This window comes from Nodularia chucula CCY0103, assembly GCF_963923915.1.
GTDB classification, from domain to species: domain Bacteria; phylum Cyanobacteriota; class Cyanobacteriia; order Cyanobacteriales; family Nostocaceae; genus Nodularia; species Nodularia chucula.
The window spans coordinates 1-22,822 of record NZ_CAWUOL010000069.1; the positions used below are offsets into that span (position 1 = coordinate 1).

A 22,822-nucleotide genomic window follows, 5' to 3' on the forward strand; every position below is an offset into this window, starting at 1 on the left:
TCTTTCTGAATTAAACAACGCTGGTGTGGAATTGTTTCAAGATTCTGAAAGTTTCCTCAATGAACTTAAAGATGTAGATGCTATCTCCGGTGGTAGCAGCTATGAACCCTATTTCAGCGATATGTCTTTTCTAACTAAGTTAGCTGAGGCGTTTGTGACAACTTATGCTATTGGTCATATTGCCTACTTGGCTAAGTCATTCAGCTATGGCTACTAATGACTTTCATCCCTTCATTTAATTAGTTTTTCGGCACGGTATCAACTTTGAATACCGTGCTAGATTTTTTGGCAGGCACAGACGCGGAGAGTGGGAGTTGATTAATTATCAGTGAGGAATCTTTCTAGGGTGGGTACTTCTATCCATTTTGATGTGGTGTGAGATTTATGGGATAAATCCATTAATAATTGTGAGTAAAGACCTTCTCGCAAGGATGGGACTATTTGTTGTTGGCGTTCGATTCCTTGTACCCATTGGTCTACTACGCGGGTAAATGCGGAAATGCGTCCATCGGCGTGATTTTGAGGAAAATGTAAGCGGTTGGGTATTTCTATTTCTTGTAGGGGTTGTCCTGGTTGGGAACCCCAAAGGCGAAATCCATGTATGTAATCTTTTTGATTTTCACTACCTAATACTAGTGTACCGCGATCGCCATACACTTCTACCCAATGTGTCCGGGATGCGTGAACTACTGCACTGATGGCAAGTTGGCAAGGTGTACCATCGGCTAGTTCTAAGGATAGTAAACAGGTGTCGTCTGTGTTGACTGGTTTTAATTCTCCGGTAGCTGGGTCAATTCTTTCTGCAATGGCGGTACTGAAGTGGGCATTTAATCTGCTGACGGGACCAAATAGCCAGGATATATAATCAAAGGCGTGGGAACCTAATGACCCTAATGCACCGCCTCCTTTATCTTGAGATGAATACCAGTTCCAAGGGCGGGATGTGTCGGCGCGGGAGGAACCTAACCAATCAATTTTTATCAGGCGTTTGTTTCCTACATAGTTATTGGCTAATAATTCGGCGAATAATTGCCATGCGGGGACGAAGCGAAATTCAAAGTCTACTGTGGCTATTACGCCTTTGGTTTGGGCTAGTTGATAGAGTTCTTTGGCTTCTGCGGCGTTTAAGGTTGTGGGTTTTTCTAATAATAAATGTTTGCCGGCTTGTAGCACTGTTTTGGCCATTTCGTAGTGCAGAAATGGTGGTGTGGCTATGCTGACGGCTTGCACTTCTGGTAATGCTAAAATTTCGTTGATGTTGTCGCTGGGGTGGGGGATATCATGGGTCTGGGCGATGGTTTGGGCTTTGTGAATGTCTCGATGATATATGGCAATTATTTCGGTGCGATGGTGGGTTTTAAATGCGGGAATATGGACTTTTTGACCAAAGCCGGTTCCGAGAATTGCTATTCCGATTTTATTTTGATTTGTGGGGGTTGGAGAAGGCATAATTTAATGAGTTGATTTCACGCAGAGGCGCAGAGTCGCAGAGGAGAGATTTTAGAATTTGAGGATTTCCCGGTCGTAGTTGTCGGGAAGGGGTTCTATTTCCCAGACTATACTTTCTCCGGGTTCTAAGGCAACTTCTATAAAAAGTTTTTCTACGGCGGTGGTGGCTATGTCTTCGTTTTGGGGAAATGGTTGGAGGTCTGCGGTGAGGAGTCTGAGTTTAAAGCCTCCGGGTATGGTTGCGCCTATGGTGGTGTGTCGGAGTTCAAAGCGCCAATGTGTGGTGTTTGGTGGGTTTTGGGGTGTAATGACTAGTTCATATAGTTGTCCGGCGATCGCCAGTTGTCGTGATAAACTGATTTTTGGTTGATTGTCTTCCACGCTGCGCGCCTGGGCTAGAGTTGATTGCAGAGATATTTTTTCCCAGCCAATTGCAGCTGCTATTTCTGTTACACCGCTTTGTAGCCATTGGATAATTGATTTTTGTTCTGGTATTCCTAACCGTTTTTCCGATAAACTTTGTCGCCAACCGCCATGTTCTATGAGTGCGCCCCACAATGCAAAGGGAACTTCTAAACGCGGGGTAATGATTTCTGGATTTCCCAGGCGGTTAATTAAATTTTCGGCTTGTGTTTGCGTTAGGTGGGGTAATTCTGCTGTGGTACTGCGGGTTATTTCATTTTTACATAATTCTGGGGCAAGTATTAATACATTAATATCTTTAATTATCTGATCTTCATCTAGGACGTAAGTGCGATCGCTTGCCTGATATTTACCTTGATTTTTCAGTCTCTCATGGCTACAATAACCCCAAACTCTCACATAACCTTCATCCGGTTCTACTTGCACTGCTAAGTAATAATCACCTACCCAACTTGGTAAATCTACCCATTCTTGGGGTACGCGCAATTCACTACTATCTATATTTTCACTGGGAATCAAGATTAATCTAGTTGTTTGTATTGTTACAGCACTACCATTTACCAATTCCCAAAAACTGGGTAAAGCCGCAGGGTGAGGCCAAACTTGGGCTTGGGGTGTGATATCTTCTTTCAACCAGGGTAAAATAGCACCCACACAAATTTGATTGATATAGGCTTGATAACTAATTGAATTAGCAAAAGATTGGCTTTCCAGTTCAACTTGCTGTTGTACAGTGGTGGGAATTTCCAAAATCAGGTCGGTGGAAGCAAAACTTAAAATGGGGGTATTAGCAGTCATGGAATTTTCTCCGGAGAATTTTTCGGCTGATTTTGGGTTTATTGGGGAAATCTTCTCTTCTTTGGTACAACAGACAGAACTATTTTATACAGTTATACAACCATTCCTCAATCACAGCACTCATACTGGTTAGTAGTTCTGTGTTTACAGAAATATGCAAAGTTTCTTGACTCCAATTCGCCAAAGACCGGAGTAATATTTCCTTGGCTTTTGTCAGTCTGCGGGAAACTGTGTATTGCTTGATTTCTAGTTGTTTGGCGATCGCATCTTGATTTAGCTGTTGACTATAGTATAGTTGTAAAATCTCTTGCACTTGTGGTTCCAGTTGAGCGATCGCATTTGCTAAAACTTGCTGAATCTCTTTTTGCTGAGAACTGCGGGTTTGCGCTGCTTCTTGGGCGACAATTGCATCAATTAAAGATTCTTGTTCACTCCCTGGGATGTTATCCAGTAATTCTCCAGCATAATCACTATATGGTCTAGGATAAAGATATTTTCTCACAGCCTTGGCTGCACTCAGTAACCAATCTTCTAATATTTGGGGATTGACTTTTTGATTGTTTTGTGTATTGTATTGTTTGGCGATCGCCTGCCAAATTTCCTCATCAGGTCGAGATAACTGGCGAGAATTAGCAGTTTTTGTCGGTATATACAAAGTTTTAAAACATTGCCAAACCAAAATATAAGCATTAATCGTCTCAGAAGACAAGCCCAGATTTAAAAGAGATTCTTCTAAACGCCTTTGGGAAATTTTCCGCAACAAACCCCAATCTGTGCAGATATCAACCTCACGCATTTGGCGTAAAGTTTCCCGGATAGCATTACTAAACACAATACTGGCGTAACTATTTAAATTACTGCTGTGACTGGGATTATAACCTTTCAGAACTTTATCAACCTGGGAAATAGCAATTTGAAAACAATCTGAAACCTGATACTGACTACTTATCAAGTTAACTGCTGTTTTTTGCGAACTCCAATAACAACACTCCTGTAAATAAGCCGTCAGATGTTGCTGTGCTAAACACTGAGATTGCGGTAATTGCCAACACTTATACCAATATATTACCCAAAAATTTGCTCTTGTATCTTTTGGTGTTTCTGCAACATAACTTTCCATACTCCGGCGTAACCGTGATTCCGTCGCCCAACAGCTAAAGGAGTCGCCTTCAAACTGCACGAAAGTAGAAAAAATTTCAATAATGCTGTGTCGAGGTTGCATAAAAAATCAGCATCCAACCTAAAGGAAAAGTAGAGGCGTTAAAAATCACCTGCACAAACTTTACTACATAGAGTGAGTCTTATGTTTCACCCAGTCATCAAAATATGAAAACCCTTTCAAACTTCGTTAATTCAGCAACAAACATCCTCTAAAATTGTGGAGAAACAATAATGTTAGGAAATTTCAAAAGAGCAAAATTGATATTTTTGGCTATTTTAAGCAGTTTTTTAGTGAGTGTTAGCGCTTTTGCCCAAATCCCCCAGATTCCCCAAAATACGCAACTACTAAAATCACAATTTACCGTTACTCAGTTAAGAAATGCAACAACTAGACTAAATGAATTAGAAACTGCATTCAACCAAGTAGAACGGAAAAAAGTAGCCACCCTCCAAGACACAGAAACAATAGAAAAAGCCGCCTTCGCCTATGCAGAAGCCATGAAAGCGGGCTTAGACAGTGCCTTAAAAGAAGCCGAAACCCTAGCTAAAACTGAAGGTAAACAAGGTAGTATTAACCCATTAGGGACATTTGAAAAAGCTGAACAAACCAATAAGCCACGATTAGAAAAAATTGGCGAAAGAGCAAACCTGATTGAAAGACAAATCAAAACAGGTGCTATCAGACTAGATAGGTCAATTATCCAAAACTTATCAGTTCCAGAACGCCAAGAATTGTTAGAATCCCTCGAAACACCAGCCCAACAAATTTATTTACGAGAACAACCAGCATTATTCCAACCCGTTTTACAACAACCTGGAATTAAACCAATTCTCCAAAATCCTCAAATTAACCCTAATCTACAAACACCTCAGATTAATCCCAACTTACAAATACCTCCCAACCAACTGAAATTTCTGGAAGAGACATCCTCTAAACTGCAAAGCTTTGTCCCAGCAAATGCTAACTATCAGATTAGTCTTGCAGTTACTGGAATGATGACTAGTATTAGCAATATGTTAATACCTCCTGCTTACGCAGCCGCAGCCATACCCTGTATTGGTTTAGCTGTCAGTGGAAACTGGGGTGGTTTAGCCGCTTGTGTAGCCAAAGCCGGTTCACAAGCCACAAGCATATACAATCAGTTTGTCAGTTGTTGGAATAACGCCAGAAATCCGTTTCGCTGGTTAAAAAGAGCAGGTTGTGTCACCAGACTAATTATTAGACTCGCTTAGATTCTACTTGCAAATAATATCAAGTCCGTTTGAATACTTATTTCATCTCCCCTCCTCGCACCCCCCTCAATCCCCCCGCAACGGGGGGAAGAAAAGGATAAACCTTTGATACGGGAGGGGTTGGGGGTGGGGTTCCTGTACCTCACTAAAGAGAGTATACCCATAGCATTTCCTAGCCTAATAAACTACAAAATTATCTGCGTTTATCGGCGTTCATCCGCGTTTAATCATTCCTACTTGTACCTCAGATAACTAAATTTGTAACATCCCTTCTGGATTTACAGTTAACAGCGATCGACGTTGTAAACCCTCACGATGTAAAATTTCATTAGCTGCCAATAAACCACTACTCACAGCCCGTTCCATTAACCCACAAGGGAAAGGCATTTTTACCCAATCCCCAGCAAACATTAAATTAGGAATCCCGGAAATAGACTCTGGACGTTCCGCATAACTCTGGGGTGGATATCCCGAAAAATTCCGTTGATTGACAATTTCTCGATGTAGGATTGAGGCTTGTTTCAACTTAGGGACAATTTCATAAAGTTCAGCTTCAAAAGTTGCTAATAAAGCCCCTTGAGTGGGAAATTCTTTTTCCTTATAGCAATAGGCGTGTAACTCCACAACACTTCCCCCAGTGCGTTCTGACCAATCAATAAATTGTTGTTGAATGCGATGATAAAGAGTGATGCTGTCTGTTAACGTGTAACCAGATAAAGACGTAAAATTACTTTGTTCCCACTCAAAATCTTGGTCAAACCAGAAACGACACACCGCAAAAGGATCAGCAATACTTAATTTTTCTACCTGCGATCGCACATTTGCACTTATATCTCCATTAACCCGCTTAAACAGTTGCTGCACCCCAGGAACATCAGTCGCAAACACATAATAATCAGCGCTAATAGTCTGCGGTGGTGTTGATTCATGATTCACCGCTAATAACTGCAACTGTTCATCCTCTCGTTGCACTACTTCAAACTTAGCTAAATCTCGTTCTGCTGGACCCTTCAACACTTTACCATCAGCCGCAAACATCGCCCCATGACAAGGACAATGGAAATTACCATCTTCCCCTTGCTTCACAGTGCATCCTTGATGAGTGCAAGTCAGAGAAACAGCTTGTTTACTATCAGATGACAACGCAAAAACTTCATCAGCCGCACCAAAATATTCTATCTGATTATTGCTAATAATAGTATTCCGCTTCACCCAAAAAGGCACATTATTTTGATTACCACCAAGATAATATTTTAGCTGGTTAATCTTCCCATTTTCAGCCGGAATCTCACTCACCGTCGCATTAGTAATAATTTGTCCCCCATTGCTTTCAATAAACTGAGCAATCGGTTGAACTAAACTAGTACCCATATCATCCACAGTACCATTAAAAGCTAATCCTTCCGGATTGCCAAAAAAGTAAAAATGGAAAAACTGCATTAATTCCCCCACACTCATCTCATCTGGCGCATTCAAGCTAGATTTAGCAAAAGGGAGAAAATACAAATCATATAAACCTTGGGGAAATTCACTTTTCACCCATTCCGCTACAGAAATATTATCAAAACGCCGATAATTTTTCTCTCGCTCAAAACCAGTAATAGCCTGAAAAACTTGTAAATGTTTAAACTTAGTTAAATTAATTCCCCACCGTAAGCGATTTGGAGAAGCAATAGCTAAATCTACAATATTCCACGGAAAAGCCGAACTACTGGGGCGAAATATTTCCGGTTTGTACTTCTCATCTTTATAAACCAGGGAATAAAAATTTAACGATTGAAAATTATTCTCAATCTCCAGTTCAGAAACCACACTTTTGAGATTGTAATATTGGGGAAAAAATCCATGAAATCCATGTTCCATCATAAAAGATTCCCCAGCAGCTTCAATCGGCCAACTGGCAATTTTACCACCCAATTGGGGAGATTTTTCTAAAAGTGTCACAGCAAAACCCCTGCGACTCAATTCATAAGCAGAAGCTAAACCCGCTAAACCAGCCCCAACTACGACAACACTTTTATTCTCATTTAATATTTGCGGCAAATTGAGAGTATCTTTTTGATAAACTGTAGGTTTAGGCTTAGAAAAGCGGGAATAGCCTGTACCGCCCACCACTGCACCAATACCAAACAATTTTAGTAAAGTCCGCCGGGATATGTTAGATGATTCGGATGAATTAAACAATAAACTCATTGGTTGTAAAATTACAGCTTGATGAACAACGAGCAGCAAATATTAGCCATGCACAGGACAAAATTTTTCTCTAGATTTACCTAGTAAATTTTAAAATTAGTTTTTCTGGCAATTTTTCCAGAATTAGAGAATTTGTCAATCCCTAACTGTATAACTTGAGAATAGATACTTTTAACATTCATAGCAAATTTTTTATCTGATAAAATATCAGACGGCAAAGTTTAATTTCACAAATTAGAAGATTATTTGATAGTTTAATATATTATTTACTATTTTGCTACCAGGGGTTAAGTAGGCGTGATCAAATATAGAGATGAAACCATAGCAGTGACTCAGCGGATCTTAATTGAACTATTGCGCCGCAGACGCAGCCTGATTTTTTGGAGTATTTTTCCCATTTCTGTGTTAATCCTCAGTGGCTTTATTTTAGCAGAACGGGCAGAATTACCATTATCTGAGGCTTTTGCTTATGCTGCGCCCTCTAGTTTAGTTGGTGCGGCCTTATTTTTTAGCTGTTTAGGTGGTAGTGTCGCCACAGTAGTTGCAGAAAGAGAACAGCAAACCCTCAAACGCCTGTTTATTTCTCCCCTAAGTGGGACATCCTACTTTTTCGGAATTTTTCTCGCTCACAGTTGCATTGGTGTAGGACAAACACTGTTAATTTACACTGTGGCTGCTTTTTGGGGTGCAACTTTCAATGGTTCAGTGCTATTGGGATTGACAATTATTTTCATGAGTATAGTTGCTTATGTTGGTTTAGGCTTTATTTTGGGGACTCAATTAGCGCGACGCATTGAAGATGTGAATGCTTTAGTCGCTGCTTTTGGAGTACCATTGTTAATTCTAGGGGGAGCATTTTTACCCGCTTCACTCTTTCCCCAAAGTCTGATTAACATTGCCAGATTTAATCCTATTTATCACATGAATGAAGCTCTAGTTGCGGTTTCATCTCAAGGATCTGACTTGAATCAAATTACATCACATTTTTGGTTTCTATTGGTCTTTGCTATCATCATGGTTATAGGAGGTTGGTTATCTTATCGACGAATGTTAATAGTAGAAAGAAGACTTTGATTGCTTGTATTCATCTTCTCCCCTAAAAAACTCAATTCTTTAACCACACACCTAATGCTGCAAATCACCAACTTAAATAAATCCTATAAATCAATCATAGTTCTCCAAGATTTAAATCTACACATTCACACTGGGGAGATTTACGGTTTACTGGGAGCAAATGGAGCCGGAAAAACCACAACTATCAATATTATTTGTAACTTACTAAAAGCTGATAGTGGTAATGTAAAAATTAATGATCAATCAGTTTCCGAAACTACTAAGAAAATTATTGGCATTGCACCCCAAGAAAATTTACTATATCAAACTTTATCCTGTGAGGAGAATCTGAATTTTTTTGCTAAAATCTATGGGTTAAATCGAGAAACACGCCAAAGACAAATACAGCAAACTCTCACCTCTGTGAATCTCTTAGATAGAGCTAAAAGTCCTGTAGAAACCCTGAGTGGGGGAATGCGACGACGGTTAAATATTGCAGTGGCTTTGGTACATCAACCCCAGTTAGTAATTTTAGATGAACCAACCACAGGTTTAGATATTGAATCTAGATATGAAATCTGGGAATTGATTCGACAATTAAAAAATCAAGGTGTGACTGTTTTATTAACTACCCATTTATTAGATGAAGCCGAGCGCCTATGTGACAGAATTGGCATTCTTAAACACGGTCACATTTTAGCTGAAGGGAGTTTACCTGAGTTGAGAACTTTGATTCCAGCCTCAGAAGTTATTTTAGTACAAACTAGCCAAAAGGAGCAAGCGATCGCCCGCGCTGCAAAATATGGTTTTACACCTAAATATTACGGCAATGAATTAGCTTTTTGGTTGTCCGAACCTTTAGAATTGAAAGAAATTATAGCCCGATTTGAAGGCATAGAACTTGATTCAATTTCCCGTAAACCAGTAAGTTTAGAGCATATTTATTTAGAAGTTACCCAAGACAGTAAACTATAGAAAGGCTGGCTGTATAGCAACCCAGCTAAATTGTGACGGGAGATTCTAAATAGATCGTTGGTTCTTCAATCGTAAATTCTATCTCATGAGTCAACAGTTTCTTGGCGATAGAGTCGTTAGCTAACAGTAATAACCGCTTACGAAAATCAATGGAGTTTTCATTGGAACCCAGGATAAAGAAACTTACCCTAGCACGAACACCTGAAGAGTTTTCCTGGGGAATGAAAGCAATCTTTGTACTGTTAGGATCTATCCCAAATAGTGAATTTATACTATCCTTTACTACTTTTTCTGATAATGCCTCTTCCGACTTTTCTAAAATGCGAGCAAAATCGAGATAGAATAAAACCATAACTTTTTTGCCCCTGGTGACATTTTCGATATCTGCACCAGCCATGATGGAATTAGGTACAATTACTAACGTATTTTTAGCAGGTGTGCGGAGTTTAGTGGAACGTACACCAATGCTTTCAACGCGAGCAAACAGAGTCCCTTGGGAACTTAAATGTACACGAATATATTCCCCAGGGGTGTAAGGACGATCTAAATATATAACCAAAGTACCAAAAATTTGTTCCAGGGTTTTTTGAGCCGCAACAGCAAAAGCTAAACCGCCAATTCCTAAACCAGCAACTAAACCAATTAAATTGATATTTTGGCTTTGAGCAAATGCTACAGCTGCAATAAAACCGATGATAATGTTACCAACATTCTCTAAAACTAGTAATAAATCATCTAGTTCCCAACCCAGTTTACGAATTACCATGATTCCGTAAGTACGCAAAAAGTTACGAAATATCCCGCAAAATAAAATGGATAAACTAATGGTGATTGATAATTCAGCGAAAAATTTTAAGAATTGGTATAACCCCGCATATTCTTGAATGAAGTTTAAAGATAGATAAAGTAGAATTACAATTCCTACTATTTCTAACATCTTTTCCAATGAATCAAATAAAGCGATATAAATTTTAAAAAAGGCTGATGGTGACAACCTCTTAATAATTTGTTTTAATAATCTGGGACTAGCTTTTCCTACTATCCAAGAAAGTGCAATTAATAATAAGAAAGTAGTAAATTGAATAGCAACTGATATGAAAATCTCACGAGTTGCTTGATTCACTGTGAACAGGGATTTGAGGTCTATTAAAATATTCATTATATAGCTGGGGAATAGGGATGTTGCGGTGGGTTACGACGGAAACAAAGGTAGCTACTTAAAAAATCATTAACTGTCGTCTAACTCACCCTACGGACTGGATTAAGATCCGAATAGTGTCTCGGTTTTATTTAAATAGTAATTGGAGCATCGACATCTACTGGTTTTTCTTCTAGTGTAAAAGCAATATTATATTCTCTAAGCTGCAAACTAATGTTTTGCTTGGCTATCTCTAATAACTGACGACGTAAGTCCATTGACATTTCACCAGAACCGAGAATAAAAAAGTTAATTTGTGCCTGAGTGATATGATTATCTTCATCTTGAATGATTTCTTTAAATACTACATCTGTGTTAGGAGAATCAATGCCAAAAATATCCGTGGTACTATCTAAAATAACTTTACTAATTAATGCTTTTTTATCTTCGACAAGTGCTTCACAAAATGTCAAATAAACAAGAGAAATAATTTTTCTAGCTACAGAGAAATTTTCTATACTCATATTAGTCAGAGAATTATTAGGAATTATTGTTAAAGTTCCTTTACCAGAGTTACGAATTTTTGTAGAGCGTAATCCAATAGTCTCGACTTTACCAAATGTGCCGTCGGCTAAACCAATATAGTCATCCACAACAAAAGGTCTGTCAATATAGAGAACAATTCCGCCTAATAACTGCTGTAAAATCTGTTGAGCAGCAAAGGCAACAGCTAATCCTCCAATCCCCAAACTGGTTACTATACCGATGACGTTAATATTATGAGTTTGGGCGAAAATAAAGAAGATAATCAAAAATATACATACATCAGATATAATGTTAATTACTATTAGTATCTCACCGTTAATTTTGCGAGATAGGGCATTTTCTTTGAGGTAGTTATTTAATAAACTATTAAATAATCGAGAGGTTAACCAACCTACTGTAATTGCTACTACTAATGAGAGAATAAACTCTAAATCCTTTAGCAGAAATCCTTTGCTAAAAACTGATAATGCCAGATCACTTAATACTAAAACCAAAGTGATAATTAATGGTTTTTTGTAAGAAGATATGTTTTTTTTGTAGATATTGTTTATGTTGGGTGAAAACATTGTATTTGTAATCAATTCACTGATAATTTTAAATATAAAGCCCAAAATAAATATTCCTGCTCCCAAGATCACTAAGATTCCAACGATACAGATGAAAATAACCAGATACATCAGATTATTTCCCAGAGTTTCGGTGAGAAAATTAATTTCCACAATAGAATAAGCTCCTGGATAATATTTATTACCTAATACTATAACAGTAAAAGCTTTGATTATTTATCATAAAATGGGTGAAAGACTACCGAAAAGATGTACTTTGGTTTCCCCGATAAGATAATATGTATTCACGCAAAAATATTCTATTTTGGTATAACAGGTTACATTACTGCCTGCAGTAAGCGTAAAAGCCGGAAAGTATTAGAGAGAATATCTTAAAACCAATTAATATAACTAATTTTTTAATAGATTAATCTGGAAAGAGGAAAATTTATATAAGAATTTATTGCTCTATTATTGAGGAAGTGACATCATAAAGTTAACATAGATAAGGGTGGACAAGACTTGTACTGATATTGTAGAAGTATGCCCAACCCATAATAACTAAAGTGAACTAATCTCCAAGTTTTGGAGTTTCTAATGCTTGCTCACGTAAGTACAAAAATAAAGGTAATGAACAAGATAAACCAATGCCAAAGGTAATGAAAATGTAAAGCACTAGCCAGCGCTGAGAAATAGCAAGTCGCTTGAGTTCGAGAAAGGAGAAACAAAAGAAGACAAAAGCAGAAATGAGTAAATCGGCTGCCCAGGCTGAACTAACAGAATTAGCAAATGCATTGTGAAAAAATAGGCTGAGATCAAAACCATTCTGAGTAAAAAATTTTAACAACAAGAACCAAGGAACAATAGCACCATCAATTGCCAATAGCAGATAAACTGTTTTTGCTGTCCAAAATTTTCTGGATGCAGGTTGAGTGTAGGTGATATTTTGCATACTTTTATGACTCCAATAATACTGGATGTAGCCTCATACCAATTTGTGATTCACAAATCTAAATTTTGTCTGGGGTTCTAAATTTGAGAGAATTGGTATAACAGGTTGGTAATCAATCCTGTTGTTCTGATTATGACTAAGGCAGATCCTAGAAACAATTACCTCAGAGGTAATATGGCTGTAATTTCGACTTCAACACGATATCTTCCCAACAGAGACTTATCTTTTGGGAAATTGCTGAAATACTGGCGGCATCAAGGCGGTTTCAGTCAACTAGATTTGGCTTTAGCCAGCGATGTTTCACAACGTCACATTAGTTTTTTAGAATCAAGTCGCGCCCATCCTAGCCGCGAGATGGTACTCAAACTCGCTGTTGTGCTGAATGTTCCTTTGCGTGACCAAAATGTTATGCTGACTAGTGCGGGGTTTGACCCAGTTTATTCAGAAGGTGATTTATTATCTCCAGAACTGGAACCTATTCGCCAAGTTATTGGGTTTATTTTAAAACAGCAAGAACCCTATCCAGCTTTAGTTATGGATCGCTACTGGAATTTAATTCAAAACAATTCTTGTTGCGAGAGATTAATTAATTGGTTAATTGAACCAGAAAAACAGCTAGATAATTTTTATATTGATGGCAAAATTAACTTGATGAGATTAATGTTGCATCCTCAAGGTTTAAAGCCGTTCATTGCTAATTGGTCAGAAATCGCTTGTCACCTCATGCAAAGGGTGTATCGAGAAGCAGTTACCGCAGAAGAAAGTAACGAATACATCACCCTTTTCCACGAAATCCAAACTTATCCAGATGTGATTCGGGTATGGCAAAAAACCAATCTCGACTCTTGGCAGATACCACTACTAACAGTGCAGTTTGTCAAAGACAACATCAGTTTGAACTTCTTTACTACAATTACCACTTTGGGTACTCCTCATGATATTTTATTGCAAGAAATCCGGATTGAAAGTTTGTTTCCCGCAGACAAGATGACGGAAGTTAATTTGAGAACTGGGGAATGGGGAGTAACTTAAATCACAAAGTATCTAGCAGTTCTTGCAAGCGCAGTCCCCCATCCCGAAATACAGGCCAACCATCACCCACTAACACTGCTTCTATATTAGGTAGTGCGGCTAACCGTTTCACAGAAGCCACCGCAGCCTGGCGATTCAGCAACTTTTCATCAGGTAAAATTGTTAAACTACCAGCTTTGCGGGCGCGTACCAAGTCCCCTGTGATCAAAGTTGTTTCTTCCAGTAATAAAGCTAACTCCCCCGGAGTCTTAGAACCTTGGAGTTCTAGCACTTCTAATCCGGGAACCACTTGATCGCCATCTGCTAGCCAGCGATCGCAATGTATGGGAAAACTATCTCTTTCTCCCACGGGTGCAGCAATTTTAGCATAGGTTTGGTCAGCAATTTCTTTGGCATACCTGATATGCTCAGAATTAGTCAAGACAATCCACAGCACACCACCCAGGGATTGCAAATGATTCCAATCATGATTTGATAAAGCTACGGGGTCAATCAAGACGTTTCCGCCAGGACGAATCCAAGCCACGCCATTGAAATCAATGTTTCTTGCAGGATTGAAAGTAGACCAGCCATATAGATCGGGACGGTGTAGAGATTTCATAATAATTCTGGTGCAGTACCTTCAATAACACTGGATTTAAAGTTAAGCATCAATAATGTATCAATAAACTAGAGTAAAATTCAATGCTTGTAGCTATTTTTTTGCAATTGTAGCTGGGGAGTGGGGAGTGGGGAGTGATATTTTTGACCACAATGACACTGTTATGCTTTGACAGGGTGAAAAGGCAAAAAAAATAGACCCTACTTTGGGAGGAGATGTATCATCTTCAGTTAAACGGTAAATACCCCAAAATAAATTCTTACTGAAATAAGGGAAGATAGAAACCCTAGCTAAATCAGAGTTTCGGAAAAGCCAGATTTTAATTATGTATTATTCATTGAAAACACCGTTAATCATATCGACTTAGTAGGCTTATAAAAACTACCGAAAAAGTAGTATTGACTCTATAAAAAATCTCATTAATCTTATAGGTAGTCCTGCTGAAAACAATATTTCAGTATCAATAATTCTGGAGAATTTGATCATGATGATGATGATGACTGAAACCATGACCACCGATATGCAAAATTGCATTAATGCTTGCATGGAATGTCACAAAATGTGCATGGAAACCATGACTTACTGCATGAGTCAAAACGGTAAGCAAAGGAATATGAATCTGATGGGGATGATCCGCGATTGCTCAGAAATGTGCATGATGTGCATGAATATGATGATGGGTGGTTCTGAGTTCATGGGGCGCACTTGTATGTTATGCGCGGAAATGTGCGATCGCTGTGCTACTGCTTGCGAACAAATCAGCCAAGACCAAAAGATGATGGAATGTGCCACCTGTTGCCGTAAATGTGCGGAAGCCTGTAGATCAATGCAAATGATCCCTGTTTAATTTCATCAGGGACTGGGGATGGGGTTAATTAAACTGCGTTAATAATGTGTCAACGTTAGCATTATGATCTAAGAAAGAAAATAAATGTCTGTAAATTAATTTGCCTTCTTTATCTAAAACAAACTGGGCTGGTAAAGGCGCACCTAACGCTTGCCCTACTTTATATGTGCGAAATACGCGACAACTAGGATCACTCAGCAAAGGCATTTTTAAACCTAAATCTTGCACAACTATTTGGCTTTGCTGCGCATCTGTACTTGTAATCATTAAAACTTCAATACCACGATTTTTAAATTGTTCGTAGTTCTCATTTAAAGCTTTGATGTGAGGAAAACAAAAGGGACAATATTGTTTTTCTGTAAATATACGCGTAAATGCTAGTAATACTGGTTGCTGACTTTTATAATTTGATAATTTAACCACAGTGCCATTAGTGATATCTGGCAATTGAAAATCTGGGGTTCCTACTTCCATTCTTAGCTGATTTATGGCTGGGATGGGAAGAAAGTTGCGGAAGAAGCGCTCGTTTAATAAACCACTGAAATCGGTAGAAGTAAGCATATTGTTTTAGGGATTTTTTATAAAAAATTTTGATTATAGCTGGAGGTAGGGAGTAGGGAGTGGGGTAAAAGCCTTTCGGTGTCGAACTTTTATGATCAGTTTATATACTAACTTGTATGCGTAGTGCGATAAAAACCACAGATATAGTCTTTCCGAGTTGAGTGAGGTACAAGAACCACAACCCTGCAAGCAAGGAACCACTATGTACACACAAGTCGGGAAATTCTCTTTTGTGTCATAAGACCCCACCCCTAGCCCCTCCCCGCAAGCGAGGAGGGGAACTGGATTTACGGTTAAATTTGGTTTTTAGGGCTGAAAAATCTCTTTGGCTCAGGATGTGTGTACACCGTAGGCAAGCGAGGAGGGGAACTGGATTTACAGTGAACCCCATCGGAAATAATCAATATCTGTAGTTTTAGGAATCTTACCTGCTAGGAAAATCTAGACAGCAGAGAAGTAGACTTTAGATTTAACGGGGTCAGGATTCATGGTTTTTTCACCAGGTTGCCAACCGGCTGGGCAGACTTCATCGGGGTGAGACTGAACGTGCTGAAGTGCTTGCAATGTCCGCAAGGTTTCATCGACGCTGCGACCAAAGGCGAGGTTATTAACGGTAGAGTGCTGGATTATACCATCTTTATCAATGATGAACAGACCGCGTAAGGCAATACCTGCGGCTGGGTCAAGGACGTTATAAGCGGCGCTAATTTCTTTTTTGATATCGGAAACTAAGGGATAGTTGAGGTCGCCCACACCACCAGATTTGCGGTCAGTTTGAATCCACGCTAGGTGAGAAAATTCGCTATCAACGGAAACACCGAGAACTTCAGTGTTAACTTGGCTAAATTCTGGGTAGCGATCGCTAAATGCAGTGATTTCAGTGGGGCAAACAAAGGTAAAGTCTAAGGGGTAGAAAAATAAAACAACATACTTACCGCGATAGTCGGAAAGTTTAATTGTCTTAAATTCTTGATCTACTACAGCAGTTGCGGTAAATTCAGGAGCCTGTTGACCTACACGGAGGCATCCTTCTGTTGCGTAAGTGAGGGACATTAAGCTAATTCTCCTTGGACTTATATAAGTACAATAACCTGGGAATTTGGGTTAGTTAACACTTACCCGTTTACAATTGTTACAGTTTAATTACAATCTGTTACGACTATATCATAGTCATAACGATTTTGAATAACCAATGGCTGATTTAAATACAAGAGAATGGTTACTAACTAACGGTTTGGGAAGTTTTGCCAGTGGAACTATTTCGGATGTTCGCACCCGTACTTATCATGGTTGGTTATTGGGTGCAACTCATCCACCTGCGGGACGTACTTTGCTGTTTTCTCACTTAGAAGGGAGTTTAGAAGTATCAGGAAAGGCGATCGCACTAGGGACAAATTTTTGGGGTGATGGTCAAATTTCTCCCCAAGGTTATAAACTGCTACATTCTTTTGATATTAACCCAGTGCCGAAATGGATTTGGCAAGCAGATAACTGGCAACTCAGCAGACAATTATTGATGCCTCACGGCCGGGAAGATGGGGCAAAAGATATGGGTTCCCATCGGCTATTGATGCAGTATCGCTATGAAGGCAGAGATACTGCCATTTTAAGGTTACGGCTGCTGATCGGCGATCGCCACTTTCACCACCAGCAAAAAGCTGACCCCGGCTTACAATTTTCCCAATTACTCAGTCACAATCACGTTTGTCTGCAAGCCATATTTGCCAGCGACTTCGGCACACCTTGGCATTTACGTTGGACTCAAGGAGAATATCATGCAGATGCCGTATGGTATTGGGATTATCAGTTAATAGAAGAGAAAAAACGCGGATTAGGGGATAGGGAAGACCTTTATAGCCCCGGTTACTTAACAGTTAAACTCCAACCAGGAGATGCAGTCACCCTAGAAGCACAGATGGGTTTTCCCCATCCCACCCAAACCCTGCTGAGTCCGGAAACTTTTGCCGCAGCTGTAGAAGCAGAACAAGAAAGGCTATCCCAGATATTCGCCCCAGTCAAAAATCAATCTTCATCCCCCATTTGGCAGCAATTATTACAAGCCAGCGATCAATTTATTGTTGATCGCCCCTCCATAGCTGGCCCCACAGTAATTGCAGGGTATCACTGGTTTAACGACTGGGGACGGGACACCTTAATCGCCTTACCCGGTTTAGCCTTAGTTACACAGCGCTTTCAATTAGCAAAAGGGCTATTACAAACCTTTGGGCGTTACTGTCGCCACGGTTTAATCCCTAACGTTTTTCCTGATTTTGGTGGCGAACCCTCATACAACAGTATCGACGCAGCCTTATGGTGGATTGAGACTTTAGGACTTTACCTAGAAGCTACCCAAGACTGGCAATTTTTAGCCGCACAATTTCCCGTAGTGCAGCAAATTCACAAAGCATTTATGGGTGGTACACGTTATAACATTCAAGTTGATGCCACTGATGGGCTACTGAGTTGGGATGTGTGCGGTGTCGCCCTCACCTGGATGGATGTCGTCATTGGCGGAAAACCTGTAACTCCCCGCAATGGTAAAGCAGTAGAAATTAATGCCCTGTGGTATTCAGCTTTGTGTTGGATGAGTCAATGGGCTGAACGGTTAAGCCAAATGAATTATGGTGATGCGTCACGTTTAGCCAAGCAGGCACAACGTTATACTCAGCAAGCCCAACAAGTAACAATTTCCCTGCAAAAGTTCTGGAATCCACAGATGGGTTATTTATACGACACCATTGATCCGGATGATGGTCGTAATTCCCAGATTCGTCCCAATGCGGTTTTAGCATTATCTCTGCATCATTGTGGGTTTTCCCAACATCAAGGAAGGGCGGTAGTTGATTTAGCCACTTCCCGATTACTCACCCCCTATGGTTTGCGTAGTCTTGACCCTGCCGACCCTGATTATATCAGTAAATATACAGGGGACTCCCAGCAGCGCGATCGCGCCTATCACCAAGGGACTGTGTGGGCTTGGCTAATTGGTCCCTTTACCCGTGCGTGGCAGCGTTCTTACCCAGAAACACCCTTACCTTTTGATTGGCAACCACTGCTAGACCACTTTTTAGGTGATGCCTGTATTCACTCCATTTCGGAAATATTTGATGGAGATTGGCCTCATATACCTAAAGGTGCGATCGCGCAAGCGTGGTCAGTTGCCGAAGTCATGAGACACTGGCGGTCATATAATATAGAGTAAGTAAATCGAGCAATCGCGCAATCCGTACTTAGCCAAATCCTGGAGGTAATGCGAGAATACTAGATGTCGAGTTTATAAAAAAAATGCCTAAAAAGATTCCAGAAGGGATGACAGAGTTAAGCGTTTATATAGATAAACAGGTTAAGACCGACTTTAAAGTAGCTTGTGCCAGACAAAATAAATCAATGGGACAGGTTATTAACCAAATGTTGAAAGAATGGTTAACACAGGAGAAATAACCATGACAGATCCGCAGCGTTTAGACCACAAAATTAATCGATTAATTGACCGTCAAGATATTACCCAAAAACAGCTTGACGGTTTATCTGTCACCGTTGAGGCTATGGGTGAAAAAATTGATAGGTTTGTAGACAATGCCAGCGACTTTATCGATACAACTAGGGCTAGAAATGTCATATTAGATGATCTAGTGCTGGAATTAAGAGATAGCCAAAACTCAACTAACGCTGCTCTACAAAGACTAGAGATAATCTTAGCACAGTTACTTGAACGGAATAAGGAAAATAACATTTAACTAACGATTCTGTTTTCAATAGATACTAGAAAATTATCGAATTTTGAGATAACAGTACGCTTTTTATTCGGAATAGCATTACATTGATTGATACTAATGATACAATAAAAAAAGTATAATTACAGTTATATGGATTTTGTTGTTTTAGATACCGAAGGCAACCCAGAACTAAGTGAATTAGCCCTAATAGACAGTCAAGGCTTAGTGATTTATGAAGGTTTATCTAGGGAGCATCCCCGGATATCCCCAAATAGTCCTAACCTGAAAACCTTAAAAACCCTGCTCACAGAATTTTTAGCAATTGTTCAGGGTAAAACCATCATTTGTCACTATGCAGAACATGATATTGATGTTCTTAAATATAATTTCCGCCAAGTTGGTTTAAATTGGCATAACTTAAAATTTGAGTGTACTTGGAACTTGGCAAAAAACACTTGGCAAGGATTAGAAAGTTATTCTTTAGAGTATTTAAGTAAATATTTTAATTTGCGGGCTAATAGTCAATATTTCATTTCCGACATGGCACATAGTGCCAGATATGATGCGGAATTTACTTACCATCTTTATATCAAAATTATGCTAGAGAAACTCAAACAGCAACCTAATCCATTTACCAGCAGTAGAGTTGATACACCATTTCAAAATCATCCCGATTACCTCAATACCTATCAAAGAGAATTTCTCACCCTCAAAACGGGTTTAAATAATATTAAACTAGACATTAATCATCAAAGTAAAGGCATAGTAGTTATTGGCGAACCAGGTTCTGGAAAAACTCACCTAATGATGAGACTAGCTCAAGAGAGACTATCGAGCAACAGATTATTATTTATTCGTCAACCTAACAATGCTCAATCTGTACTTTATCATATATATAGCCGCATATTAGAATCACTAGTGCAAAAAGTGGGAAATCTCCCACAATTAGACTATTTAATTATTAATACCTTTCGGAAAATTCTCAGTCTTCCTCACAGAGATGTCAAACAAAAAGACATAGAAATTCTTAAAGCCTTATATGACTTAGAAGAAAATAATATCAATGCTTTAGGAGCGGAAAATACCCAACGCAAGCGAGAATATTGGCTGTATATTGAGAAAACCATTAATGAATGGTGGATGAGCAATTTTGCTGCGGGAAGTTTTGCCTTATCCATCATTAAGGGAATGGTAAAGTATTGTAGCTACACAGATTATAGATATAAAAATATTACTACTCGGTGGTTAGCCGGGAACGTGTTAACAGATGAAGAAGCAGAAACCATTGGCTTACCAAATTGGGGAGAAACAATTAGTCAAGAAGCCTTTTCCTTAGAAGCCATATCAGTTTTAGGTAGATTATCTAGCCTCGATGAACCTTTAATCATTATTTTTGATCAGTTAGAAGGCTTAGGCCTTCCCCATAACAAAGACATTTTATTAAACTTTGGTGAAGCAGTTAAAGAGATTTTTACCCATGTTCCCAACAGCTTAATTATTCTCAATTTATTTCCTGACAGATGGGAACAATTTAAAGCCACCTTTGATAATTCAATTTTGGGGCGTTTTCCATCACAAATTTATTTACGTCAACCTACAGATACAGAAATTCAGGCAATTATTCAAATTAAACTGCAATCTCTCAATGTTAACTTACAGCAGCTATTTCAGCCAGAAGATTTAGATGACATTTTAACAAAAAAACCCATTAGATCCGCCTTAAACCGTGCGGCTGACTACTATAACTACAGAGTGCATGGAATCCCCATAACCATTGAAAAAGCGGCTATATATGAACTAGACAGCAACGAAAAAATAGCACAGCAATTAAGACTCTTACAGCAACAGCAACAGGTATCAATGGAAGTCTTAATGCAGGTTATACAAGCTATTCAAGAACCTGCTGCTATAGACTTAAGCAACCTGCAACAGAAACTAGCATCTTTTTTACCTAATGCAATTGAGACTTCCCCTTCAAATCCTGTAATTGAGTATTTAATTCAACATAAAAATGAATTGGAGCAAAAATATAATAATTCAGCGATTATCACCGATTATGATGATATTGGTAAATTAAAAACAATAGCCGAAGCCTTCAACCATATCAAGCCTGTTAAACTCACACAGTATCGCTTAGGTAAAAGAAAATTACCAGAACATATCGTAGTAGAAAACGGTAATAAAAATCATGTAATTGGATTTCTGCAAATTAACGGTACTCCTTTTACCACTCGTATTGCTAACTTCAACGAATTAGTGAGTATTCATACGCAAACAAAATTTGAATTAATCAGAGATGAACGCTTACCAGAAATCACAGGTAAAGTAGGCAAAGAACATATTAACCAACTGCAAAATAGTCAAAATGGTAAATTCAGCCTATTAAATAAACCAGACAGAATCCTATTAGACCTAATTTATGACTTAATAATCAGCATTTATAACAAAGACTTAGACAACGTAGATTTAGCATCAGCATTAAATCTTGTCATCACCCATCAACAATGGTATCACTGGATATTTTCCATACTTGGTTTTACACCACCAACCAAATAAAAACCTTCTTTTCGTCCTTCTTCTTCCCCTCTTCCTTCGTGTACTTTGCGTCCTTTGCGGTTCGTTACTCATGATAAAAAGCCCATTACGTTACCCAGGTGGGAAATCAAAAGCCATCAACCAAATAGCCGCACACATACCAGATAACTTCTCTGAATTTCGAGAACCATTTGTAGGTGGAGGTTCCGTATTTATTTACTTAAAGCAGAAATTTCCTCACCTCAAAATCTGGATAAACGATTTAAACCGGGAATTATTTCTATTTTGGAAATATGCAAAATCTCATCTACCGCAACTAGTAGAAGAAATCCGCCGTGTTAAAGATAAACATACAGATGGTAAAATCCTATTTAAAGCACTCACCACTATAGATACTCAAACATTATCTGATTTTGAGAGAGCAACACGCTTTTTTATTCTCAATAGAATTACATTTTCTGGTACTGTAGAATCTGGAGGATTTTCTCAGCAAGCATTTGACAAACGCTTTACCTACTCCTCAATAGACCGACTAGAGAAATTAGCAGAAATTTTAACAGATGATGTCAAAATCACCAACTTAGATTACAGTGAATTATTACAACCAGACGGGACAAATATATTTGTATTTTTAGATCCGCCTTACTTTGCGGCGACTAAATCCAGGTTGTATGGTAAAGATGGTGATTTACACACAAATTTTGAGCATCAAAGGTTTGCAGAATTTCTGAGAGAATGTCATCATCAATGGTTAATAACTTATGATGATTCACCTCAAATTAGAGAAAACTTTCCCGACTCTCATTTGTTTGAGTGGGAATTGCAGTATGGCATGAATAACTATAAACAAGGCAGTGCAGCCAAAGGTAAAGAATTATTCATTACCAATTTTTTCAAAAATAATCAAGACTGACCAGATTATCAACAGTTAAATCTTGAAGTTTCATTGTAATAATGGCTCAGGTCAGATTTGAACTGACGACCCCAGGCTTATGAGTCCCGTACTCTAACCAACTGAGCTACTGAGCCTTACGTTTCATACTTTGTCATCATAGCATATAGGT

21 protein-coding genes and 1 tRNA gene are annotated in these 22,822 nt (G+C 38.8%); 11 read left to right on the forward strand and 11 right to left on the reverse strand.

The genetic code is table 11. The features are described from left to right. A partial coding sequence (locus ACM0OP_RS17140) for a hypothetical protein (RefSeq protein WP_414529631.1) occupies positions 1 to 217 on the forward strand: 217 nt, incomplete at its 5' end. 101 nt (positions 218 to 318) lie between these two features. Here ACM0OP_RS17140 and ACM0OP_RS17145 read toward each other — a convergent pair. The 3 genes from ACM0OP_RS17145 to ACM0OP_RS17155 form a co-directional block, all read right to left on the reverse strand. Continuing rightward, positions 319 to 1,449: a Gfo/Idh/MocA family protein gene (locus ACM0OP_RS17145; protein ID WP_414529632.1), complete on the reverse strand. Its 1,131-nt coding sequence runs from the start codon at positions 1,447 to 1,449 to the stop codon at positions 319 to 321. Positions 1,450 to 1,500: 51 nt separating this feature from the next. Next, positions 1,501 to 2,670 (reverse strand): DUF1822 family protein, encoded by a 1,170-nt coding sequence (locus tag ACM0OP_RS17150; protein WP_414529633.1) that lies wholly within the window; start codon positions 2,668 to 2,670, stop codon positions 1,501 to 1,503. A gap of 79 nt (positions 2,671 to 2,749) precedes the next feature. Continuing rightward, positions 2,750 to 3,892, reverse strand: coding sequence for a sigma-70 family RNA polymerase sigma factor (locus ACM0OP_RS17155; RefSeq protein WP_414529634.1), 1,143 nt, complete (start codon positions 3,890 to 3,892; stop codon positions 2,750 to 2,752). Positions 3,893 to 4,122: 230 nt separating this feature from the next. Here ACM0OP_RS17155 and ACM0OP_RS17160 point away from each other — a divergent pair, with 230 nt between their 5' ends. Beyond that, a complete protein-coding gene (locus ACM0OP_RS17160; protein WP_414529635.1) occupies positions 4,123 to 5,064 on the forward strand; it encodes a hypothetical protein in 942 nt (313 codons plus the stop codon). A gap of 252 nt (positions 5,065 to 5,316) precedes the next feature. Here ACM0OP_RS17160 and ACM0OP_RS17165 read toward each other — a convergent pair whose 3' ends face one another. Then, a complete protein-coding gene (locus tag ACM0OP_RS17165) occupies positions 5,317 to 7,257 on the reverse strand; it encodes an FAD-dependent oxidoreductase (protein ID WP_414529655.1) in 1,941 nt (646 codons plus the stop codon). A 300-nt stretch (positions 7,258 to 7,557) separates the two neighbouring features. On the opposite strand from ACM0OP_RS17165, the gene ACM0OP_RS17170 reads away from it, so the two are divergent. Next, positions 7,558 to 8,331, forward strand: a complete 774-nt coding sequence (locus ACM0OP_RS17170; protein WP_414529656.1) for an ABC transporter permease — start codon at positions 7,558 to 7,560, stop codon at positions 8,329 to 8,331. A gap of 54 nt (positions 8,332 to 8,385) precedes the next feature. Further along, entirely contained in the window at positions 8,386 to 9,285 is a 900-nt protein-coding gene (locus ACM0OP_RS17175) for an ABC transporter ATP-binding protein (RefSeq protein WP_414529636.1), read from the forward strand. Positions 9,286 to 9,310: 25 nt separating this feature from the next. Here the strand turns inward: ACM0OP_RS17175 and ACM0OP_RS17180 are convergent, their stop codons facing one another. The 3 genes from ACM0OP_RS17180 to ACM0OP_RS17190 form a co-directional block, all read right to left on the reverse strand. Then, entirely contained in the window at positions 9,311 to 10,444 is a 1,134-nt protein-coding gene (locus tag ACM0OP_RS17180) for a mechanosensitive ion channel family protein (protein WP_414529637.1), read from the reverse strand. A 131-nt stretch (positions 10,445 to 10,575) separates the two neighbouring features. Next, a complete protein-coding gene (locus ACM0OP_RS17185; protein ID WP_414529638.1) occupies positions 10,576 to 11,463 on the reverse strand; it encodes a mechanosensitive ion channel family protein in 888 nt (295 codons plus the stop codon). 622 nt (positions 11,464 to 12,085) lie between these two features. Beyond that, positions 12,086 to 12,466 carry a DUF2834 domain-containing protein gene (locus tag ACM0OP_RS17190; protein WP_414529639.1) on the reverse strand — a complete coding sequence of 127 codons (381 nt, stop codon included), beginning with the start codon at positions 12,464 to 12,466 and terminating at the stop codon, positions 12,086 to 12,088. A gap of 132 nt (positions 12,467 to 12,598) precedes the next feature. Here ACM0OP_RS17190 and ACM0OP_RS17195 point away from each other — a divergent pair, with 132 nt between their 5' ends. Then, positions 12,599 to 13,498 (forward strand): helix-turn-helix domain-containing protein, encoded by a 900-nt coding sequence (locus tag ACM0OP_RS17195; RefSeq protein ID WP_414529640.1) that lies wholly within the window; start codon positions 12,599 to 12,601, stop codon positions 13,496 to 13,498. A 1-nt stretch (position 13,499) separates the two neighbouring features. Here ACM0OP_RS17195 and ACM0OP_RS17200 read toward each other — a convergent pair whose 3' ends face one another. After that, on the reverse strand, positions 13,500 to 14,099 hold the full coding sequence (locus ACM0OP_RS17200; RefSeq protein WP_414529641.1) for an MBL fold metallo-hydrolase: 600 nt from the start codon (positions 14,097 to 14,099) through the stop codon (positions 13,500 to 13,502). Positions 14,100 to 14,583: 484 nt separating this feature from the next. Here ACM0OP_RS17200 and ACM0OP_RS17205 point away from each other — a divergent pair, with 484 nt between their 5' ends. Then, positions 14,584 to 14,946: a four-helix bundle copper-binding protein gene (locus tag ACM0OP_RS17205; protein ID WP_414529642.1), complete on the forward strand. Its 363-nt coding sequence runs from the start codon at positions 14,584 to 14,586 to the stop codon at positions 14,944 to 14,946. Positions 14,947 to 14,970: 24 nt separating this feature from the next. Here the strand turns inward: ACM0OP_RS17205 and ACM0OP_RS17210 are convergent, their stop codons facing one another. Together ACM0OP_RS17210 and ACM0OP_RS17215 are read right to left on the reverse strand one after the other, a co-directional pair. After that, complete coding sequence (locus tag ACM0OP_RS17210) at positions 14,971 to 15,507, reverse strand: peroxiredoxin family protein (protein WP_414529643.1); 537 nt, start codon at positions 15,505 to 15,507, stop codon at positions 14,971 to 14,973. A 441-nt stretch (positions 15,508 to 15,948) separates the two neighbouring features. Continuing rightward, positions 15,949 to 16,560 carry a peroxiredoxin gene (locus ACM0OP_RS17215; protein WP_414529644.1) on the reverse strand — a complete coding sequence of 204 codons (612 nt, stop codon included), beginning with the start codon at positions 16,558 to 16,560 and terminating at the stop codon, positions 15,949 to 15,951. A 139-nt stretch (positions 16,561 to 16,699) separates the two neighbouring features. Between ACM0OP_RS17215 and ACM0OP_RS17220 the strand changes: the two genes are divergently transcribed. The 5 genes from ACM0OP_RS17220 (at position 16,700) to ACM0OP_RS17240 (ending at position 22,671) form a co-directional block, all read left to right on the forward strand. Then, complete coding sequence (locus ACM0OP_RS17220) at positions 16,700 to 18,709, forward strand: amylo-alpha-1,6-glucosidase (RefSeq protein WP_414529645.1); 2,010 nt, start codon at positions 16,700 to 16,702, stop codon at positions 18,707 to 18,709. 83 nt (positions 18,710 to 18,792) lie between these two features. Then, the gene (locus ACM0OP_RS17225) at positions 18,793 to 18,948 is read left to right on the forward strand and encodes a plasmid partition protein ParG (protein ID WP_414529646.1); all 156 of its coding nucleotides are present in this window, start codon (positions 18,793 to 18,795) and stop codon (positions 18,946 to 18,948) included. Between the two features lie 2 nt (positions 18,949 to 18,950). Further along, entirely contained in the window at positions 18,951 to 19,244 is a 294-nt protein-coding gene (locus ACM0OP_RS17230) for a hypothetical protein (RefSeq protein WP_414529647.1), read from the forward strand. A gap of 129 nt (positions 19,245 to 19,373) precedes the next feature. Further along, positions 19,374 to 21,779: an exonuclease domain-containing protein gene (locus tag ACM0OP_RS17235; protein WP_414529648.1), complete on the forward strand. Its 2,406-nt coding sequence runs from the start codon at positions 19,374 to 19,376 to the stop codon at positions 21,777 to 21,779. Between the two features lie 70 nt (positions 21,780 to 21,849). Further along, positions 21,850 to 22,671, forward strand: a complete 822-nt coding sequence (locus ACM0OP_RS17240; RefSeq protein WP_414529649.1) for a DNA adenine methylase — start codon at positions 21,850 to 21,852, stop codon at positions 22,669 to 22,671. A gap of 42 nt (positions 22,672 to 22,713) precedes the next feature. On the opposite strand, the gene ACM0OP_RS17245 is transcribed toward ACM0OP_RS17240, so the two are convergent. Then, positions 22,714 to 22,787: transfer RNA gene (locus tag ACM0OP_RS17245), tRNA-Met, on the reverse strand. Positions 22,788 to 22,822: the final 35 nt, after the last annotated feature.

Coding starts and splice junctions, on each gene's coding strand:
- ACM0OP_RS17145 (WP_414529632.1), bottom strand. CDS start 1,449: ATGCCTTCTCCAACCCCCACAAATCAAAATAAAATCGGAATAGCAATT.
- ACM0OP_RS17150 (WP_414529633.1), bottom strand. CDS start 2,670: ATGACTGCTAATACCCCCATTTTAAGTTTTGCTTCCACCGACCTGATT.
- ACM0OP_RS17155 (WP_414529634.1), bottom strand. CDS start 3,892: ATGCAACCTCGACACAGCATTATTGAAATTTTTTCTACTTTCGTGCAG.
- ACM0OP_RS17165 (WP_414529655.1), bottom strand. CDS start 7,257: ATGAGTTTATTGTTTAATTCATCCGAATCATCTAACATATCCCGGCGG.
- ACM0OP_RS17175 (WP_414529636.1), top strand. CDS start 8,386: ATGCTGCAAATCACCAACTTAAATAAATCCTATAAATCAATCATAGTT.
- ACM0OP_RS17180 (WP_414529637.1), bottom strand. CDS start 10,444: ATGAATATTTTAATAGACCTCAAATCCCTGTTCACAGTGAATCAAGCA.
- ACM0OP_RS17190 (WP_414529639.1), bottom strand. CDS start 12,466: ATGCAAAATATCACCTACACTCAACCTGCATCCAGAAAATTTTGGACA.
- ACM0OP_RS17195 (WP_414529640.1), top strand. CDS start 12,599: ATGACTAAGGCAGATCCTAGAAACAATTACCTCAGAGGTAATATGGCT.
- ACM0OP_RS17200 (WP_414529641.1), bottom strand. CDS start 14,099: ATGAAATCTCTACACCGTCCCGATCTATATGGCTGGTCTACTTTCAAT.
- ACM0OP_RS17205 (WP_414529642.1), top strand. CDS start 14,584: ATGATGATGATGATGACTGAAACCATGACCACCGATATGCAAAATTGC.
- ACM0OP_RS17210 (WP_414529643.1), bottom strand. CDS start 15,507: ATGCTTACTTCTACCGATTTCAGTGGTTTATTAAACGAGCGCTTCTTC.
- ACM0OP_RS17215 (WP_414529644.1), bottom strand. CDS start 16,560: ATGTCCCTCACTTACGCAACAGAAGGATGCCTCCGTGTAGGTCAACAG.
- ACM0OP_RS17220 (WP_414529645.1), top strand. CDS start 16,700: ATGGCTGATTTAAATACAAGAGAATGGTTACTAACTAACGGTTTGGGA.
- ACM0OP_RS17225 (WP_414529646.1), top strand. CDS start 18,793: ATGCCTAAAAAGATTCCAGAAGGGATGACAGAGTTAAGCGTTTATATA.
- ACM0OP_RS17230 (WP_414529647.1), top strand. CDS start 18,951: ATGACAGATCCGCAGCGTTTAGACCACAAAATTAATCGATTAATTGAC.
- ACM0OP_RS17235 (WP_414529648.1), top strand. CDS start 19,374: ATGGATTTTGTTGTTTTAGATACCGAAGGCAACCCAGAACTAAGTGAA.
- ACM0OP_RS17240 (WP_414529649.1), top strand. CDS start 21,850: ATGATAAAAAGCCCATTACGTTACCCAGGTGGGAAATCAAAAGCCATC.